Origin of the sequence: Collinsella sp. HCP28S3_G2 (assembly GCF_052065125.1) — a bacterium.
In the GTDB taxonomy this organism is placed as follows: Bacteria; Actinomycetota; Coriobacteriia; order Coriobacteriales; family Coriobacteriaceae; genus Collinsella.
In genome coordinates, this window is sequence record NZ_JBQHUO010000001.1 from 357321 (window position 1) to 373625 (window position 16305).

Genomic DNA, 16305 nt, shown 5'->3' on the forward strand with positions numbered 1-16305 from the left:
AGGAAGCTCCATGCGCACAGCAAACACGCACAAAAACATGGCACGCTGCGCTGCTACGGCAACCCTCGCTTGTGTTTTGGGCTTGGGCCTCGCGGCTCCTGCCTATGCCGATACCGCGTCCGATCTTGCCGCCGCTCGTACCAAACTCGAGCAGATCGGTACGCAAACCCAGCAAATTCATGAAGAACTCTCCGCTCAGACGCAGGAGCTTGATCAGACTGCAGGCGAGATCACGCAAAAGCAGCAAGAGATTGCCGAGGGTCAGGCAAAGCTTTCGAGCTACGTTGCCGGTGAGTACAAGACCGGCGGTCTGAGTCTCCTTCAGGTTCTGACGGGCGTCGACGATCTGGGCGATATGCTCAACCGTTTGTTCTACTACGGCAAGGTCTCCGACAAGCAGGCCCAGACCATTCAGGAGGTCAAGGACCTTAAGCAGCAGCTCACCGATAAGCAGGCCGAGCAGGAGAAGAACGTCGCCGCGACGCAGAAGAAGGTCGACGAACTCAACGCCCAGCAGGCTGAGGCCCAGAGTGTCGTGAACTCCCTGGATTCACAGCTGCAGGCCGAGCTTGCTGCCGAGGCCGAGGCGAACGCCGCGCTGCAGGCTGGCATAAATGCCAGCACCGCCGAAAAGGCCACGGTGAGCAACGACACCGCCGGTACGACCGAGAACACCAACAATGGTGGCGGTACGACCAACAACGGCGGCGGTAACACGCCTTCGCCTGCGCCCGCGCCCGCTCCTGCTCCCACGCCGCAGCCCTCGACGCCCGCCCCGGCACCGGCCCCTTCCGCGCCGAACCAGTCCGTTGACGGCGGCAGCGTTGTCTCTCGCGCTTATAGCAAGCTTGGTTGCGCTTATTCCTGGGGCGGTATTGGCCCGAACAGCTTTGACTGCTCCGGCTTTGTAAGCTACTGCCTCACCGGTCGCTACTGTCGCCTGGGCACTACCGGCACCTTCATGGGTTGGCCCCGTGTTTCTGATCCTCAGCCGGGCGACGTCGTTGTTAACTCTTACCACACCGGCATCTACATTGGTAACGGCCAAATGATCCATGCTTCCGACTACAGCACGGGCGTTATCATCAGCTCCGTTGCCGCTGGCATGAACAACAATTATATTTTCGTTCGCTATTAAGTGTTTTTAACTCAGCTAACGAAAGTGGACCTCGTATCCTTTGGGAGCGAGGTCCATTGTTTTATCTCGACCGCCCATTTTGTGTGTAAACTACAATCTAGTTTTGAATACTAGATATGCGAAGCATCTGTCCAAAAGATAGCTATAATTGTCGAGGAGCAACTAGAAAGGACCCTCAATGAGCTGGGCACTCATCTCAGATTCGAGCTGTAATCTTCGCGATTGGCAACCAACCGCACCTCATACCACCTTTGCATTTGCACCCCTTAAGATCCGAGTGGGGGAGCGTGAATTTGTCGACGATCTCTCGCTCGATGTTCACGAGCTTAATGTTGCCATTCAATCGGAATCCAGCGCATCATCGAGCTCCTGCCCAAGCGTAGGGGAGTGGGCTGAGCTCTTTAAGCTCGCCGACAAGACGATCTGCATGCCCATCTCCGAGGGCGTCTCGGGAAGCTACAATGCCGCGGCCACTGCGCGTGACATGGTGCTTGCCGAAGAGCCCAATCGTAAGATTCACCTGGTTAATTCGCGCGCAGCAGGCGGCAAGATGGACCTGATCTTCTTACTGTTTGATCGCTATCTTGCAAGTAAACCGGATGCCTTCTTTGAGGAAGCCTGCGCCTACTTCGATAGCTTGGAGCAGAACAGCAAAATCCTCTTTAGTTTATGCAATTACGAAAACCTTGCGAAGGCCGGACGTATCCCCAAGGCGGCCGGTGTTATTGCCAACAAGCTCAACATCCGCATTTTGGGCACGGCGAGCGAAGCGGGCGAAATTGAACTCGTTGGGCATACGCGTGGCGAAAAGAAGATGCTCACCAAGATTGTCGACACCATGGAGGCCGAGGGTTTCACGGGCGGCGAGGTCATCATCGATCACGTTGAGAACGAAGCTGGAGCCCAGGCGCTTGCCGACCGCATTGTGGAGCACTGGCCAGGCTCCAAGACTATCATCATGCCCTGCAACGGCCTAGATTCCTATTACGCCGAGATGCATGGTCTCATCATAGGCTACGGTATGGGCATGGCTTCGGGCCAATAAAGCTCAACCAAGCAAAAACGCGGACGGGACAAAGTGACTGATGGCTCTTTATCCCGCCCGCGTTATACGTCGCCTAGCTATTAAACCCATTGAACTTGAGGTAGCTCATCAGGTACGCCTTCGATACAAAAGACGAAACCGCGCTGCGTACGAGCAATGACTCGCGCGTAACCTGATGTGCGGTATCGGGCACCGGAGTCTGCTCAAGGGAAAAAGCCGCACGAATCGATGCCTCAAGTTGATCGACTACATAATCGAAAGCCGTCGGAGCGTCGTAGCTCAAGCGCTGAATATTAAAGAGCGCCTGAACCGCAGCGATGGGCAGCACCTGCTTAAAGATACAAATGGCAATGAGACGCGCAATCTGCTCACGGCCATACTGCTTTTTAACCGGAGCAGGAACGAGGCCGACCTTTACGTAGTTATTGATCATCGAAGGCGTGATAACGGGCTGCTCTACGCAAATCGAAAGCGGCTCCATCCACAGCGCAACATATTCAATAACCTGATCGCGATAGAGCGTTACGTTGGGCAGCTGGTCATAGCGTGGCAGGCTCAACGCATTGAGTTTACCCACCATATCGGACTGAATAAATGCATCCGGCAGTACCGTCGGCTGAATATCCTCCGGCTTAATGCTGACCGATGTATCGGACATCGGGATAACATGTTTGACGTGGTTCATAAGAGACCTCCGTTCGTATTCTATATTGTATTCTAGATTATCTAGTTTTGCATACCACATAGACGCTAAGTAAAAGTGGTTGGGCAGCACATTGACGCACCGTCCAACCACTTTGTATAAAGATAACAACCTTACATAAGATATATTATCGTACTTATCCTCGTAAGAAGGCGTATGCGCTGGTAGCCGCTATGGCTCCGTCCGAAACGGCGGTCACAACCTGGCGCAAACGCTTGGAACGGATATCGCCGGCGGCAAACAAACCCGGCGTGCGCGTGGCCATCGAGTCGTCGGTGACGATACCGCCGTCAGGCGCCAGATCCACCAGATGCTGTACAAGCTCGGTATGGGGCTGTGTTCCGGCAAAGACAAAGATGCCAAACGAACCTGGATCGAAGGACTCGGAATAGGTATCACCGGTGGCGTTGTCCTTAAACGTGATAGTTGTAGGCATGGCCTCGCCCGATAGCTCCACAATACTAGTTTGGTACCTAACAGAAATATTATCTTTTGCGAGCACCTTTTGAACCACGCCATCGGGAGCACGGAACTGATCACGGCGCAAGACGATGGTCACGCTGCTGGCAATTTCTGATAAGAACAGGGCTTCCTCGCAGGCAGCATTACCGCCGCCAATGACAAAGACCTGTTTGCCACGAAAGAACATGCCGTCGCATGTGGCGCAATACGAAACGCCGCGACCGCGATACGTATCCTCGCCAACAAAACCAGCAGATCGCGGCGTGGCACCCATGCAAGCGATAACACTCGAGGCCAGCGTATCGCCCGTATCGTGATGCACCGTAAACAGCGCCGCATCTGCATCGTAATCGATACCCGTCACCATGCTCCATGCAACCTGCGCACCCAGACCCTCTGCATGCTGCTGAAAACGCTCGCCGAGCTCGGCACCGCTCAAGAGCGGAATGCCCGGATAGTTTTCGACCTCATTGGTTGTGGCGATCTGTCCTCCCGACATGCCTTGCTCGATCACGGTCGTCGTTAGGTTGGAGCGCGACGCATAAATGGCTGCAGCATAGCCCGCTGGGCCGCCGCCGATAATCGCAACATCGATCGGCTGATTGGTAGTCATGGAGTGTCCTCTCATCGAAACATTGGCGTTCTTTGCGCTCATACCCAAATTTAGGAGAACATGACAGTCATGCACTACAATGATTCTTTGCGAAACAACGATGAAGGGGAGTTATCGATGGATCAAACGCAGATGGGCAATGACGCTCCCCTGCCCACGCAAAGCGCCCCCCAATCGGAACAATTGATGCCGTCACCTGGACAAAAGCCCTTAGTGACCATTGTCCACGCATCGGTTGGTTCGGGACACAAAGCGGCAGCAAACGCTATCGCGCAAGCATTCGAGCTTATACGCGGCACCAAGGGCATACCGCAGGATGTCGAGATTGAGGTCTTGGATATCCTCGATTTTGGACGCATAAAATTCGACGGCAACAAAACGGCCGCATCGTTTACCGGCGCCACGCGCCCAATTTATGACTTGACCTGGCGATATACCCTTACTGGACACCTGCTTTGGGGCGGCGGCACGGCATGGTCGCGCATTATGTTCCCCGCATTTAATGAATACGTTCGCACTCGTAGGCCTATTGCCGTGGTCGCTACACATATCACGGCAGCCAACGTTGCGGTTGGTGCGCGCGTCATTACGGGCATCGACTATCCCGTCATTTGCGTGCCGACCGATTACGAGGTCGAGGGCTGGTGGCCCCATAAGGACACTGACTTATTCTGCGTGGCAAACGAGTTTATGGCCGAGACGCTCCGTCCACGCAAGGTTCCTGAGGCAAAGATCCGCATTACGGGCATCCCTATTCGCGCTGGATTTGACACGGATTACAATCGTGAGGAAGAACTCGAGAAGTTCAATCTCCCTATCGACAAGACCATTGTGCTGGTAATGGCCGGCGCCAGTTTGCCTCAACCGTACGTTCGCTTTCGCGCGGCGATGGACCACACCCTCCCCTTCCTCCGTAGCTTCGAGGATATGCACTTTGTCTTTTTGCCGGGCAAGGACACGGAATACGCCACGCGCCTGAAAACGCTCTTCGAAGCCATGAAACTCGAAAACGTCACGGTCCTTGACTATGTCGATGACATGGCAGCGCTCATGCACGGCTGCGATCTGGCAATTCTCAAATCGGGCGGACTCACTGTTACCGAATGCCTGTGTGCACACCTGCCGATGATTCTGTTGGGCAAGTCCTATGGCCAGGAAAAGGCCAACACCACCATGCTCACCGACTTGGGCGCCAGCATGCATGTCACCACCGCACGCGAGCTCATTGTGACGCTGCGCCATCTCCACGATCATCCCGAGTCGCTCAAGGCACTGCTCATCAATGGCGAAGTGCTACGTCGTCCACACGCGGCCGAGGACATCGCCATCGCAACCATGGAGCTTGCAGGCAAGCCCCAAAAGCGCAAACGAGCCTTCTGCCGCTTCTACTGGGGCGGAAAACCCGCGCATATCCGCTAGGCGAAAGTCCGCTGCTCGGCGGGAGCCGCCCATATATCATTCCATGCTCAAACATTCTCGCTGCGCTGCGAAACTGCGCGTGGAACGATATATGGGCGGCTCCCGCCGAGCAGCTACGTTTACGTGCTAGCAGCTATACCAGATTCCCCACCATTAGAATCTGCAAAGGCGAAACCGGAAAATTCAAATGCAGTAAGCCAATGCGACAAAGGGACTGTTCCTTTGTCGCATTGGCTTACTAGAATGTAAATATTTTTCAAGCGAGTAGCCGCCCGCCCGCCTCTCACACATATCGTTCCACGCGCAGTTTCGCAGCGAGCGAAGCGATGCGAGAATGTTTGAGCATGGAATGATATGTGTGAGAGGCGGGCGGGAGGGATACGAGCGCCCTAAGCGACGCCGCTAGAACCGAAACCGCCGGCTCCTCGGTCGGTTTCGTCTAGTTCGTCTACCTCCACGAGATTGACCGTGGGAACTTCTTGGATGACGAGTTGAGCGATTCGGTCACCCTTGTTGATCTGGATTTCATTGGATGGATCCAGGTTGATAAGGATGACTTTAAGCTCACCTCGATAGTGGGCGTCTATAAGACCGGGCGTGTTGACTATAGACAGACCCTGCTTAATAGCCAGGCCACTGCGAGGCTGAACGAAGCCAGCGTATCCATCGGGCAGCGCGATCGCAAGGCCGGTAGAGACCAAGCGTCGCTCGAAGGGCTTAAGGGTACAGTCCTCATTGGCACGGAGATCCAAACCGGCATCTGTGGGATGGGCGTATTTGGGAAGCTCGATCGTAGGGTCGAGACGCTTAATGTTGACTGTAATGTTGGACATAAAATCACCTTAGCTTGTCGAGCTCTTGCAAAAACTCATCGATGTCTTTGAAATCGCGATAGACCGAGGCAAAGCGAATGTAGGCCACCTTGTCGATCTTGGCCAGGCGCTTAAGCACCATGTCGCCCAGGTCGTGGGACGTAACGGCCGTCAGCGTACGGGAACGCAGCTCCACCTCGATGTCATCGATGAGCTCATTGAGCTTTTTCGTGTCGATGTCGCGCTTAATCGTAGCGCGCATTAAGCCGACCAGCAGCTTATTGCGATCGAACCGCTGCCTTGACCCGTCAGATTTGATGACCTCGATGGGGTCTTCGCATCGCTCGAATGTTGTGAAGCGATAGTTGCACGAACAACATTCACGACGGCGTTTAATGGTGTTATTAGATTCCTGCATACGGGAATCGACAACACGGGTATGTGCATTGCCGCATCTGGGACAGCGCATGGTACCTCCTCCAAAACGATAACAAGGGTACCATGTGCCGGAGTTTAAATCTTACGAACGCGCAGGAACTTTAAGAACGTCACCCGCATCGAGTGACCCATGCTCCAGATGATTGACACTGCGAATTATGTCAGAAGTCTCCTGCGTAGAAAGACCGTCAACGGAATGCTCCTGAGCAAGCGACCACAGGGAATCGCCAGACTGAACACGGACGGTCTCATAGGTAACGTTAGATGCCGACTCGGCATATGCGGCGTGACGAGCGCTGAAGATCGAGGTAGCAAGTACAAAGAAGAGCGTGAGCGCAACGGCCAGGGCGACAATCGTCGAGGCCTTCAGAGGAACGGGGGCCGAAGTCGTGGCGACGCACTGGCTGCGGACGGGCTTGCCAGGCAGTGTTTGAAACCCAGATCGGCCGCCTATGACAACCGTGAAAGCCGGCGCCGCAGGCGTCTCGAGCTTAAGGGCGAGGTTTCCCTGGACCATATCCGTTGCATTCATCATGTTCTCCTCTCGCGTTTTTTGACGAGAACTGTTTTATCAAGCCGCGAGGACAAAAAGTCTAGCGCGGGAACGAGTGTTCGGTTAATATTATCTTCGAACAGTTGTTCCTGTCAAGCAAACATAGAACATTTGTTTGGGTTAGGTAGAGAGGAATCCCTGATGGCTCGCAAAATTACCAAGCGACAGCAGCAGATTTACGACTTCATCAAGGAGTATCAGCAGGAAAAGGGCTATCCGCCCAGCGTGCGTGAGATGGCTTCGGCTGTGGGTCTTTCCTCCCCTAGCACCGTACATGCACATCTCTCCGCACTGGAAGCACGCGGACTGCTCAAACGTGACGCCACCAAGCCTCGTGCCCTAGAGCTCTTTGACGAGGACGGAGCCTCCGTCTCCATCTCAAAGTCCGATGAGCCCACGGCACCCCGCGGAACCGTATCGCTACCCCTCGTGGGCCGTGTCGCCGCAGGGATCCCCATCCTTGCCGAGCAGAATATCGAGGACACCTTTACCATCCCGACCGAGATCGCAACGGACCAGGGGTCTTTTATCCTCGAGGTCCACGGCAATTCGATGATTAACGTCGGTATCCTTAACGGCGACTATATCATCGTTCGCGAACAGAAGAGTGCCATGAATGGCGAGATCGTTGTGGCCATGATCGATGGCTCCGCAACGGTCAAAACGTTCTACAAGGAGCAGGGACGAGTTCGCTTGCAGCCCGAAAACGACGCCATGGAGCCCATCTATGCGACAAATCCGACGATCCTGGGCAAGGTTGTTGGATTGATGCGCCGGTTCTCGTAATGCAAAACCGCATCACGGTCTTTGATACCATTCGCGGATTTACCATGCTGTCGATGGCAGGATTTCATGCTTGCTACGATCTTGCCTATCTTTATGGTTGGGATATGCCCTGGTTTACTCAGACCATCTTCCAAGACATCTGGCGTGCCAGCATCAGTTGGGTATTTTTGTTTATTGCCGGCTGGATGTGCACCCTCTCGCGCAACAACATCAAGCGTGCCGTCAAATATGCCGCTGCCGCTTTTGTTGTATGGGTCGCGACGACGCTCGTCTCAGTCGATGACTCGGTGAACTTCGGCATCATGTTCTGCATGGCGGCCTGCACCGCCATTGTCGCGCTCGCGCGTCCGGTGATCGTTAAAGTGCCGTCGGTATGGGGTATAGCAATTTGCCTCACACTTTTTGCCCTTACCTGGAGCATTCCTAAAACGGTTTATCCTATCCCCTATTTAGCTTGGCTGGGTTTCCCAAGTCCAGACTTTGTCTCTGGTGATTACTATCCAGTCATACCATTCTTATTTATGTACCTTGCAGGCTTCTTTGCCGCCCACACGACTCAGGAAGCAAACTATGAGGCGCCGGGATGGGCCTATGCGAATCCCATCCCGGCGCTCGCAAGTCTCGGGCGCCATGCGCTGCCGTTCTACCTGCTTCATCAACCGGTTATCTTGGGTGTACTGGAGCTAATTTACTCTGTTCGATAACGCTCGAGACGCGGTGCGATACGGGCTGGAAGCTTTGCCACAATACGAACGCCGTCCTCGAGGTATTCCTCGTGCAGAAGGGTTCCCTGTTCGTGCACGAGCGTGATTAACGCACCCTCTCGATACGGGATATCGGCCGAGAGCAACACGTCCGTAGCGGCCGCTTCACGAGCGATGCGGTCGACTAAGTCATCAAGGCCCTCACCCGTCTGCGCCGAGAACAATACCGCCTCGGGATAGCGCCGGCGAAAGCTCAAGCGGTCGACGCTATCGAGCAGATCGATTTTATTGAACACGGTAAGCGTCAGGCGCTCACCGGCACCAATCTCGTCAAGGACACGATCAACCGCCTCAAGCTGACGCTCGTAATCCTCATCGGAAGCATCCACAACTTTAAGAACCAAATCGGCGCCGAGCACCTCGGAAAGCGTAGATTTAAACGCGTCGACCAGGCCATGGGGCAGCTTTTGAATAAAGCCAACGGTATCAGTGATCGTCATGCCACGGCCACCGGGTAAACGATACGAACGCGTCGTAGGATCGAGCGTGGCAAACAGCTTATCCTGCGAAAGTACCGTGGATCCCGTCAATCGATTAAGCAACGTCGACTTACCGGCATTGGTGTAGCCAGCCAACGCTACGCGAAACGCCGGCGATTCAATACGGCTTTTCGATTGCACATCACGACGTTGTTCAACCTGTTTCAATTCGCGTCGAAGAGCTGCGATCTTATCGCGAATCAGGCGACGGTCGACCTCGAGCTGGCTTTCGCCCTGGCCAAAACGCGATCCAATGCCGCCACGCGTCTGTTCCTTAGCAAGGTGGCTCCACATACCTCGCAGACGGGGCAGCAGATACTGCAACTGAGCCAGCTGCACCTGTAAGCGACCCTCACGCGTCTGAGCATGCAGGCCAAAGATATCCAAAATCAACGCCGTACGGTCAATAATCTTGACCGGTTCGCCCACGGCTTTCTCAAGATAGGACTGCTGTGAAGGAGTCAAGTCGTCGTCGAAGATTACAACATCCGCATCCATACGATGCACCAAACCGCATAGCTCCTCGACCTTACCGGAGCCGATAAACGATTTGGGATAAGGTTTGACCAAACGCTGAGACAAGCGTGCCACGCATTGGGCTCCAGCAGTGTGAGCCAAGCGCTCGAGCTCGTCGAGCGAACGGTCGAGCGGCCAGGCGTTATCACGCCACTCAACACCAACCAAGACGGCACGCTCAGGTTCAGGTGCCGTGGGAACCAAGGGAAAACGTGCCATTAGGCAGCCTCAATACGACGGTAGATATCATCGACGACCTTATCGACCGTAAACTCATCCATATCGAACCACACGATGCGATCGTCACGCTTAAACCAGGAAAGTTGGCGCTTGGCATAGCGACGTGAGCGCATCTTGATAAGCTCGCGGGCCTCGTCCATGGTAATAGCGCCTCGCAAGGCATCAATAATCTCTTTGTAACCGATTGCCTGCATCGACGTGAGTGCATCACCCAGGCCCTGGTCCATAAGGCCACGGACCTCATCAACCAGCCCCTGCTCAAACATAAGGTCGACACGCAGGTTAATGCGCTCATACAGCACTTCACGGCTACGCGTCAGACCAAACCACAAGGCATGATAACGCTCATGCGGAACGCTGAATTTGGACTTCTGCTGGGCATACGACACACCGTCATCGTGCATCTCGAGCGCACGGATCACGCGGCGCACGTTATGGGGATGAATCACGGCAGCCGATTCCGGATCACGCTCGGCAAGCAGGGCATGCATAGCTTTCTCGCCAATACGCTCGGCAAGCTCCTGATAACCCGTGCGACGTTCGTCCTCGAGCTCTCCCGAAGGAAAATCCATTTCATCGAGTGCAGCCTTAAGATACAAGCCCGTGCCGCCGCAAAAGACCGGAAGCCGTTGCTCACCAAGCAAACGCTCGATATGCGCCCGGGCATCAGACTGATAGAGCGCAGCAGAATACGCGACGCCCGGGTCCACGATATCGACAAGACGCAGGGGCACCGAGCACTCCTCGGGCATCATCTTGGCCGTACCGATATCCATACCGCGATAGATTTGCATCGCGTCACACGATAACACTTCAGACGACAGACGAGCAGCCAGGCGGTCGGCAACATCACTCTTGCCGACCGCCGTCGGACCGACGATCGCTACGGCAGAAAGGTTTGTGCCGGGGGAAACCATTAGCGAGGCTCACCCACAACGGAGCCAGACAGATACCACGTCTTGGCGACATCCACATCGACGTCGACGATTTTGCCGATAAGCTGATCGATGCTATAGCCAGCGGGAATCGGCGCATGCACTGTCTGGTTCTTAGGACTTTTACCAAGAAGGACAGCGTCGTTTTTCTTGCTCGTGCCCTCAATAAGCGCAGGCACCACAGTGTGAAGCTCGCCCTGGTTATACTCGTTTGCCGTCGTCTCGATAACCTTGACCAGACGGTTAAAGCGCTCAAGGATAACCTCATGCGGGGTGGGATCATAGATCTCAGCTGCCGGGGTACCGGCGCGCTTGGAGTAAATAAACGTGTAGGCCTGGGCATAGCGCACCGTCTCGGCAAGCGAAAGCGTCTGCTCAAAGTCTTCCTCGGTCTCGCCCGGGAAGCCCACAATGATGTCGGTCGAAAGCGCAATTTCGGGTATACGATTACGAATGCGATCGACCAGGCCCAGATAATCCTCGCACGTGTACCGACGATTCATCTCTTTAAGGATGCGCGTGGAACCCGACTGAACGGCTAGGTGAAGCTGCGGCATAACGGCAGGCGTCTCGGCCATAGCATCGATGGTCTCGGGAAGCAAATCCTTGGGGTGCGAAGAAGTAAAGAAGATACGCTCGACGCCCGTATCACCCACGGCGCGCAGCAGGTCGGCAAAGCGCGGCTTGCCAAAGAGATCGCGACCGTAGGAGTTAACGTTTTGTCCCAGCAGCGTAATCTCGCGCACACCCTGACGCACCAGACCCGTCACCTCGTCGACAATCTCCTCGAAGGGGCGGCTCTTCTCGCGACCACGGACGTACGGCACGATGCAGTACGTGCAGAAGTTGTTGCAGCCCGTCATGATGGGCACCCATGCATGATACTGCGTCTCGCGATGCCACGGCATACTCATGGCGTCCGTATCTTCATGCTCATTCGTGCGGATATGGCGCTTGCCATCCATAAACGCCTCGGCGATAAGCTCCGCCACGTGCGCAATCGAATGCGTACCAAAAATAACGTTAACGTTATCGACGTTGGTGAGCAGGCCCTCGCCATCGCGCTGAGCGATGCAGCCACCCACGGCGACCACACGCTTGCCCGAAGGAGAAGGAGGAAGACTCTTGCAGGAGTTGCACTGACCGTACAGGCGCGTATCGGCAGCCTCGCGCACACAGCACGTCATGAATACGACAATATCGGCATGCTCCGGATCGAGCGCCATAAGACAGCCATAGGAATCGAGCAAACCGCTCACGCGCTCGGAGTCGTGCTGATTCATCTGGCAGCCGAATGTGCGGATAAAATAGGTTTTACCGGCAAGAATATCGCGTACGAAGCGCTGGTCCATGAGCTTACATCCTAACGATGATATCGACGGGGCACAAAGGTGCTACAAACGTGCGAAAACTCGCTTACGCAACAGGCTTAACGTCGTCCATGACGACATTGTCCATAGCAGCCCGATTAATCTGGTGAACATAGATAGAGAGACGGATTGCCGTGCGAGACTCCCCGTTAATGAGGATGTCAGAGAACACCGGCGCACAAGAGACATCAAAGCCAGTAGGGATCAAAAAACCTCGTGCAATGGCAACGGCCTTTATGGCCTGGTTGACGGCGCCGGCACCGACGCACTGAATGTTGACGGGAACGCCATCTTTGACCATACCGGCAATGGCGCCGGCAACGGACGCGGGCGATGATTTGCTTGATACCTTCAGGCAATCCATGAAGAAACTCCTGCGTTTAAAAGTACGTTTTAACTGCAATAACTGTATCGTACCGAGCGGACTCGGTAAAGATGCTACTCCTCTTTGGCAAGATCGAACGTCACGGTGATGCGATCACGTGAAACGCGAATCTTAGGGTCGCCGCACAGATTGAGGTAATACCGGGCGGCGAGGTCATTGAAGTCGCGCTCGACAGCACGCGAAAACTGCGCCATGTCATCCTTGGCAATGCGAAGGCCTCGACGGTCCTTGGCAAGATCGACTGGAGCCGGCAAATGCGAGGTGGAATCGCGCTCGCGCAGCAGACGCGCACACACGCCGCGAACGGGCTTAATCTGTCCTGACAGAATACGGTGGGCAGTACGCTCGGACATCTCGAGACCCAGCCCGGAGCAAATCCGGATAAAGTCCTCGGCATCCGAAGCGAGACCTAAACGATCGATAACCGGAAGCTCACACTCGTCATCGATAAAGAGCAGGCGTGACGTATCGAGACGACTGGAAGCCTGGGCGTACAGGGTCGCCGCGATCTCGGACGGAGAGCCCAGATACACGTCGCAGTCGCGCAGCTCCTCAAGGGCAAACTCGCAGGCTGCGCGAATGATGTTGTGAGGACCGCGAGCGCATACATAGCGGCCGTCTTCGTCTTTAACCGCCTGAGGCCAGCTCGACTGGTCGGCGCGCTCAGCCAAGCGATCGGTATCAACGCACACCTTAAACGCTGAGCCCAAATCGACGCCCGATGTAACAACGCGTGCCTCATCGGTGTTCTGCTTGATAGAGAACAGCGCCATACCACGACCGTGAACACCCCAACGGTCCATCATCATGCTCTCGAGCTTGGAGGTGACACGGGCATCGAAGATACGCTCCTGCATATCCTGCGGCACACCCGAACCGTTATCCAGGAAAAGGAGGGTACGAACACCCTCCTCCTTGGTCGTGGCTAGATAGACCTTATCGGCTCCGGCATCGCGAGCATTACGCAGCATCTCAATGACAATGTCCTCTACATGCTGAATGTCATGCTTGGCCTGACGGCGCTCTGCCTCCGAAACGCGGAGGCGGACATACCCCTCGCCAAGGTTTTCCTCGACGCGAAGGTTGCCCTCCCCCGACATCGACGCGATAAATGAGATGAGCTCGTTCGCGTCGTTCATGTTATTTAGCGATATCGACGGCACGGCTCTCGCGAATCACGACAACGCGCACCTGACCGGGATACTCCATCTCTTCCTCGATCTGATGGGCGATATCGTGCGCAAGCACCGTGGACTGGGCATCGGAAATCTTGTCCGGCTGAACCATGACATGGACCTCGCGACCGGCCTGCATAGCATAGGTACGCTCGACGCCGTCATGAGAGTTGGCAATCTCCTCGAGCTTCTCAAGGCGCTTGATGTAGCTCTCGGCCGACTCGCGACGGGCGCCGGGACGAGAAGCGGAAACAGCATCGGCAGCCTGGACCAGAACGTCGAGCACCGTGTTGGGGTCGACATCGGCATGATGAGCCTCGATTGCGTGGACGATAACGGGCTTCTCGCCATAACGGCGGGCAAGCTCGGCACCAATCACAGCATGCGGACCCTCAACGTCGTGGTCGATGGCCTTGCCCAGGTCATGCAGAAGACCCGCGCGCTTGGCGGTCACAACATCCAGACCAAGCTCGGAGGCCATGATGCCGCACAGGTCGGAGACCTCAAGCGAGTGCTGTAGCACGTTCTGACCAAACGAGGTGCGGTAGCGCAGAGCGCCCAGGGTTTTGACGATCTCGGGATGCAGGTCGTGGATTCCGGTATCGAAGGCGGCCTGCTCGCCGGCTTCGAGCACACGCTGCTGAACCAAGTCAGCAGCCTTGTGGTACATCTCCTCGATGCGGGCGGGGTGAATACGACCGTCGGCAATGAGGTTCTCGAGCGCCACGCGGGCGGTCTCACGACGGACCGGATCAAAGCTCGAAAGCACGACAGTCTCGGGGGTATCGTCGATCACAAGGTTGACGCCGGAAACCTGCTCGAAAGTACGGATGTTACGACCCTCGCGACCGATGATGCGGCCCTTAAGGTCATCCGAGGGAATATGAACGGACGTGACGGTGACCTCGGCGGTATGGTCGGCGGCACAGCGCTGGATCGCCAGGGAGAGAATCTCCTGAGCGGTCTTGTGGCACTCGGCGCGGACCTGTTGCTCGGACTCACGGATGATGGTGGCCGCCTCATGGGTAACCTCGCCGCGGACCTTATCGAGCAGCTCCTTGTGAGCATCCTCGCGCGTAAGGTCGGCAATACGCTCGAGCTCGGAGGTCTGCTTGGCGCAAAGCTCCTCAAGTTCGCGAGAGCGCTTCTCGACCTGACCGGCCTGGCTGGACAGCTGATGCTCACGCTTATCGAGCGCATCGTTGCGTCGGTCGAGCGATTCCTCGCGCTGCATCACGCGATTTTCGAGCGCGCGAATCTCGCTCTTACGCTGCTTGTCCTCGGCCTCGGCGGCCTGTTTGTTCTTGATGATCTCTTCCTTAGCCTCGAGCAGAGCCTCTTTTTTGAGGGTCTCGGCCTGACGCTTAGCATCACCGATCAGGGACTCTGCCTGCGCGTGTGCCGACTGAATCTTTTCTTCGGCCTCGTGAAGACTACCCTGCTTGGCGGTGCGCATGTAGGCAATGGCGACGATGGCACCCAAAACAATGCCAACGAGCGCTGCAATGATAGGCGGCATGCTCACTCCTTTTTATGGATTCGTTACACAACAAAGCGAACCGTCCATACGAACGGCTCGCGACATTTGAGTAATATGGGCGCAGCTTATGCGGGTCGGATACAGATAAACATATAAACAAACTCATCGCAGATGAGCACATATCACAATGCAAATGACAGTAATTATCCTACGTTGAACCGCAACAACTGTCAAATTAACGCACCCAGCACGGCGCCTATCGAGCGGTGAACGGCAGGAGCGTAACGTGCGCATGCTTAAACGTCGCATTTCTCGCTTAAGGCATCGAGGCGCGCCTTAACGGCATCCGCGGCAATGTGATAGGAAAAGCCCTTGCCCATCAAAAATCTGACGAGCTTTTCGAATGCACGTGCCTCGGGAACGCGACGCTTAGCGAGCAAAGCCGATGCGCGAGCCAAGTCGTCATCCTCGGCAAAATAAGCCTCGGGATACCCTGGAATCTCATCAAGTGCAACATGGCGACGCTTGAGTTCAGTCTCGATTTTGCGCTGTCCCCAACCACGACGCTTACGCTCCTCGATAAAGTACGAGCAAAAGCGGTTCTCATCTAAAAAACGATACTCGATGGCACGATTGACGGCAAAGTCGATCGCGGGCTGACGAAAGCCATAGCGCGCCAACTTATCGCGCACCTCGCCCGTAGCATGATCGCGACGCGAAAGCATCTCGGTCACCATGGTGAGCGCACATTTGCATTCGATAAGCTGTACCGCCTCGCGAAAGTCATCCCAGTCGCAGGGAAGATCGAGACGGTTCTGAACGTACACACGTGCCACACGCACGGGAATCCAAATGGACCGTTCAAAACCGCCCTCCAGATCGCAATCGATATGTGCACAGGGCTTTTTAGACGCATAACCGCTCGAGAACGAGGAGGCCGTCTTCTTATCCGGAAAAACGACCCTAGCCTCGGTCACCGTATACGACATGTC

General features: G+C 55.5%; 17 protein-coding genes. 5 read left to right on the top strand and 12 right to left on the bottom strand.

Features of this window, described 5'->3' with window-relative positions:
• Window positions 1-10 precede the first annotated feature (10 nt).
• Together ACTNB2_RS01645 and ACTNB2_RS01650 are read left to right on the top strand one after the other, a co-directional pair.
• Window positions 11-1138 carry a coiled-coil domain-containing protein gene (locus tag ACTNB2_RS01645; RefSeq protein ID WP_441041329.1) on the top strand — a complete coding sequence of 376 codons (1128 nt, stop codon included), beginning with the start codon at window positions 11-13 and terminating at the stop codon, window positions 1136-1138.
• Window positions 1139-1316: 178 nt separating this feature from the next.
• Window positions 1317-2183 carry a DegV family protein gene (locus ACTNB2_RS01650; RefSeq protein WP_441041331.1) on the top strand — a complete coding sequence of 289 codons (867 nt, stop codon included), beginning with the start codon at window positions 1317-1319 and terminating at the stop codon, window positions 2181-2183.
• A gap of 73 nt (window positions 2184-2256) precedes the next feature.
• Here ACTNB2_RS01650 and ACTNB2_RS01655 read toward each other — a convergent pair whose 3' ends face one another.
• A complete protein-coding gene (locus ACTNB2_RS01655; protein WP_427726793.1) occupies window positions 2257-2868 on the bottom strand; it encodes a DUF1836 domain-containing protein in 612 nt (203 codons plus the stop codon).
• A gap of 154 nt (window positions 2869-3022) precedes the next feature.
• A complete protein-coding gene (locus ACTNB2_RS01660; protein ID WP_441041332.1) occupies window positions 3023-3961 on the bottom strand; it encodes an NAD(P)/FAD-dependent oxidoreductase in 939 nt (312 codons plus the stop codon).
• Between the two features lie 186 nt (window positions 3962-4147).
• Between ACTNB2_RS01660 and ACTNB2_RS01665 the strand changes: the two genes are divergently transcribed.
• Complete coding sequence (locus tag ACTNB2_RS01665) at window positions 4148-5380, top strand: MGDG synthase family glycosyltransferase (RefSeq protein WP_441041334.1); 1233 nt, start codon at window positions 4148-4150, stop codon at window positions 5378-5380.
• A gap of 389 nt (window positions 5381-5769) precedes the next feature.
• Here the strand turns inward: ACTNB2_RS01665 and dut are convergent, their stop codons facing one another.
• The 3 genes from dut to ACTNB2_RS01680 are packed head-to-tail and all read right to left on the bottom strand — an operon-like array spanning window position 5770 to window position 7162.
• Complete coding sequence (dut, locus tag ACTNB2_RS01670; protein ID WP_427717456.1) at window positions 5770-6213, bottom strand: dUTP diphosphatase; 444 nt, start codon at window positions 6211-6213, stop codon at window positions 5770-5772.
• 4 nt (window positions 6214-6217) lie between these two features.
• Window positions 6218-6661 carry a transcriptional regulator NrdR gene (nrdR, locus tag ACTNB2_RS01675; protein ID WP_427717459.1) on the bottom strand — a complete coding sequence of 148 codons (444 nt, stop codon included), beginning with the start codon at window positions 6659-6661 and terminating at the stop codon, window positions 6218-6220.
• 51 nt (window positions 6662-6712) lie between these two features.
• Entirely contained in the window at window positions 6713-7162 is a 450-nt protein-coding gene (locus ACTNB2_RS01680) for a LysM peptidoglycan-binding domain-containing protein (RefSeq protein WP_441041336.1), read from the bottom strand.
• Between the two features lie 162 nt (window positions 7163-7324).
• Here ACTNB2_RS01680 and lexA point away from each other — a divergent pair, with 162 nt between their 5' ends.
• Window positions 7325-7969, top strand: coding sequence for a transcriptional repressor LexA (gene lexA, locus ACTNB2_RS01685; protein ID WP_441041338.1), 645 nt, complete (start codon window positions 7325-7327; stop codon window positions 7967-7969).
• A complete protein-coding gene (locus ACTNB2_RS01690) occupies window positions 7969-8673 on the top strand; it encodes a heparan-alpha-glucosaminide N-acetyltransferase (protein WP_441041340.1) in 705 nt (234 codons plus the stop codon). Before lexA ends, ACTNB2_RS01690 begins: the two co-directional genes overlap by 1 nt.
• On the opposite strand, the gene hflX is transcribed toward ACTNB2_RS01690, so the two are convergent.
• The 7 genes from hflX to ACTNB2_RS01725 all read right to left on the bottom strand — a co-directional run bounded on the left by hflX (window position 8658) and on the right by ACTNB2_RS01725 (window position 16302).
• On the bottom strand, window positions 8658-9947 hold the full coding sequence (gene hflX / locus ACTNB2_RS01695) for a GTPase HflX (protein ID WP_427748031.1): 1290 nt from the start codon (window positions 9945-9947) through the stop codon (window positions 8658-8660). The genes ACTNB2_RS01690 and hflX overlap by 16 nt on opposite strands.
• Window positions 9947-10885, bottom strand: a complete 939-nt coding sequence (gene miaA / locus ACTNB2_RS01700; protein ID WP_441041342.1) for a tRNA (adenosine(37)-N6)-dimethylallyltransferase MiaA — start codon at window positions 10883-10885, stop codon at window positions 9947-9949. The genes hflX and miaA overlap by 1 nt, the downstream gene beginning before the upstream one ends.
• Window positions 10885-12255, bottom strand: a complete 1371-nt coding sequence (gene miaB / locus ACTNB2_RS01705; protein ID WP_441041344.1) for a tRNA (N6-isopentenyl adenosine(37)-C2)-methylthiotransferase MiaB — start codon at window positions 12253-12255, stop codon at window positions 10885-10887. Before miaB ends, miaA begins: the two co-directional genes overlap by 1 nt.
• Before the next feature lie 64 nt (window positions 12256-12319).
• Complete coding sequence (locus tag ACTNB2_RS01710; protein WP_118079896.1) at window positions 12320-12637, bottom strand: stage V sporulation protein S; 318 nt, start codon at window positions 12635-12637, stop codon at window positions 12320-12322.
• Window positions 12638-12711: 74 nt separating this feature from the next.
• A complete protein-coding gene (locus ACTNB2_RS01715) occupies window positions 12712-13797 on the bottom strand; it encodes an ATP-binding protein (protein ID WP_441041345.1) in 1086 nt (361 codons plus the stop codon).
• Window position 13798: 1 nt separating this feature from the next.
• Window positions 13799-15352 (bottom strand): ribonuclease Y, encoded by a 1554-nt coding sequence (rny, locus tag ACTNB2_RS01720; RefSeq protein ID WP_154516337.1) that lies wholly within the window; start codon window positions 15350-15352, stop codon window positions 13799-13801.
• 257 nt (window positions 15353-15609) lie between these two features.
• A complete protein-coding gene (locus tag ACTNB2_RS01725) occupies window positions 15610-16302 on the bottom strand; it encodes a regulatory protein RecX (protein ID WP_154516334.1) in 693 nt (230 codons plus the stop codon).
• Window positions 16303-16305: the final 3 nt, after the last annotated feature.

What these genes read in the sequence shown, in the direction of transcription:
- ACTNB2_RS01645 (WP_441041329.1), top strand. Translation starts at nt 11, where the DNA reads ATGCGCACAGCAAACACGCACAAAAACATGGCACGCTGCGCTGCTACG.
- dut (WP_427717456.1), bottom strand. Translation starts at nt 6,213, where the DNA reads ATGTCCAACATTACAGTCAACATTAAGCGTCTCGACCCTACGATCGAG.
- ACTNB2_RS01715 (WP_441041345.1), bottom strand. Translation starts at nt 13,797, where the DNA reads ATGAACGACGCGAACGAGCTCATCTCATTTATCGCGTCGATGTCGGGG.
- rny (WP_154516337.1), bottom strand. Translation starts at nt 15,352, where the DNA reads ATGCCGCCTATCATTGCAGCGCTCGTTGGCATTGTTTTGGGTGCCATC.
- ACTNB2_RS01665 (WP_441041334.1), top strand. Translation starts at nt 4,148, where the DNA reads ATGCCGTCACCTGGACAAAAGCCCTTAGTGACCATTGTCCACGCATCG.
- ACTNB2_RS01655 (WP_427726793.1), bottom strand. Translation starts at nt 2,868, where the DNA reads ATGAACCACGTCAAACATGTTATCCCGATGTCCGATACATCGGTCAGC.
- miaA (WP_441041342.1), bottom strand. Translation starts at nt 10,885, where the DNA reads ATGGTTTCCCCCGGCACAAACCTTTCTGCCGTAGCGATCGTCGGTCCG.
- ACTNB2_RS01650 (WP_441041331.1), top strand. Translation starts at nt 1,317, where the DNA reads ATGAGCTGGGCACTCATCTCAGATTCGAGCTGTAATCTTCGCGATTGG.
- nrdR (WP_427717459.1), bottom strand. Translation starts at nt 6,661, where the DNA reads ATGCGCTGTCCCAGATGCGGCAATGCACATACCCGTGTTGTCGATTCC.
- ACTNB2_RS01710 (WP_118079896.1), bottom strand. Translation starts at nt 12,637, where the DNA reads ATGGATTGCCTGAAGGTATCAAGCAAATCATCGCCCGCGTCCGTTGCC.
- hflX (WP_427748031.1), bottom strand. Translation starts at nt 9,947, where the DNA reads ATGGCACGTTTTCCCTTGGTTCCCACGGCACCTGAACCTGAGCGTGCC.
- ACTNB2_RS01725 (WP_154516334.1), bottom strand. Translation starts at nt 16,302, where the DNA reads ATGTCGTATACGGTGACCGAGGCTAGGGTCGTTTTTCCGGATAAGAAG.
- ACTNB2_RS01690 (WP_441041340.1), top strand. Translation starts at nt 7,969, where the DNA reads ATGCAAAACCGCATCACGGTCTTTGATACCATTCGCGGATTTACCATG.
- ACTNB2_RS01660 (WP_441041332.1), bottom strand. Translation starts at nt 3,961, where the DNA reads ATGACTACCAATCAGCCGATCGATGTTGCGATTATCGGCGGCGGCCCA.
- ACTNB2_RS01680 (WP_441041336.1), bottom strand. Translation starts at nt 7,162, where the DNA reads ATGAATGCAACGGATATGGTCCAGGGAAACCTCGCCCTTAAGCTCGAG.
- miaB (WP_441041344.1), bottom strand. Translation starts at nt 12,255, where the DNA reads ATGGACCAGCGCTTCGTACGCGATATTCTTGCCGGTAAAACCTATTTT.
- lexA (WP_441041338.1), top strand. Translation starts at nt 7,325, where the DNA reads ATGGCTCGCAAAATTACCAAGCGACAGCAGCAGATTTACGACTTCATC.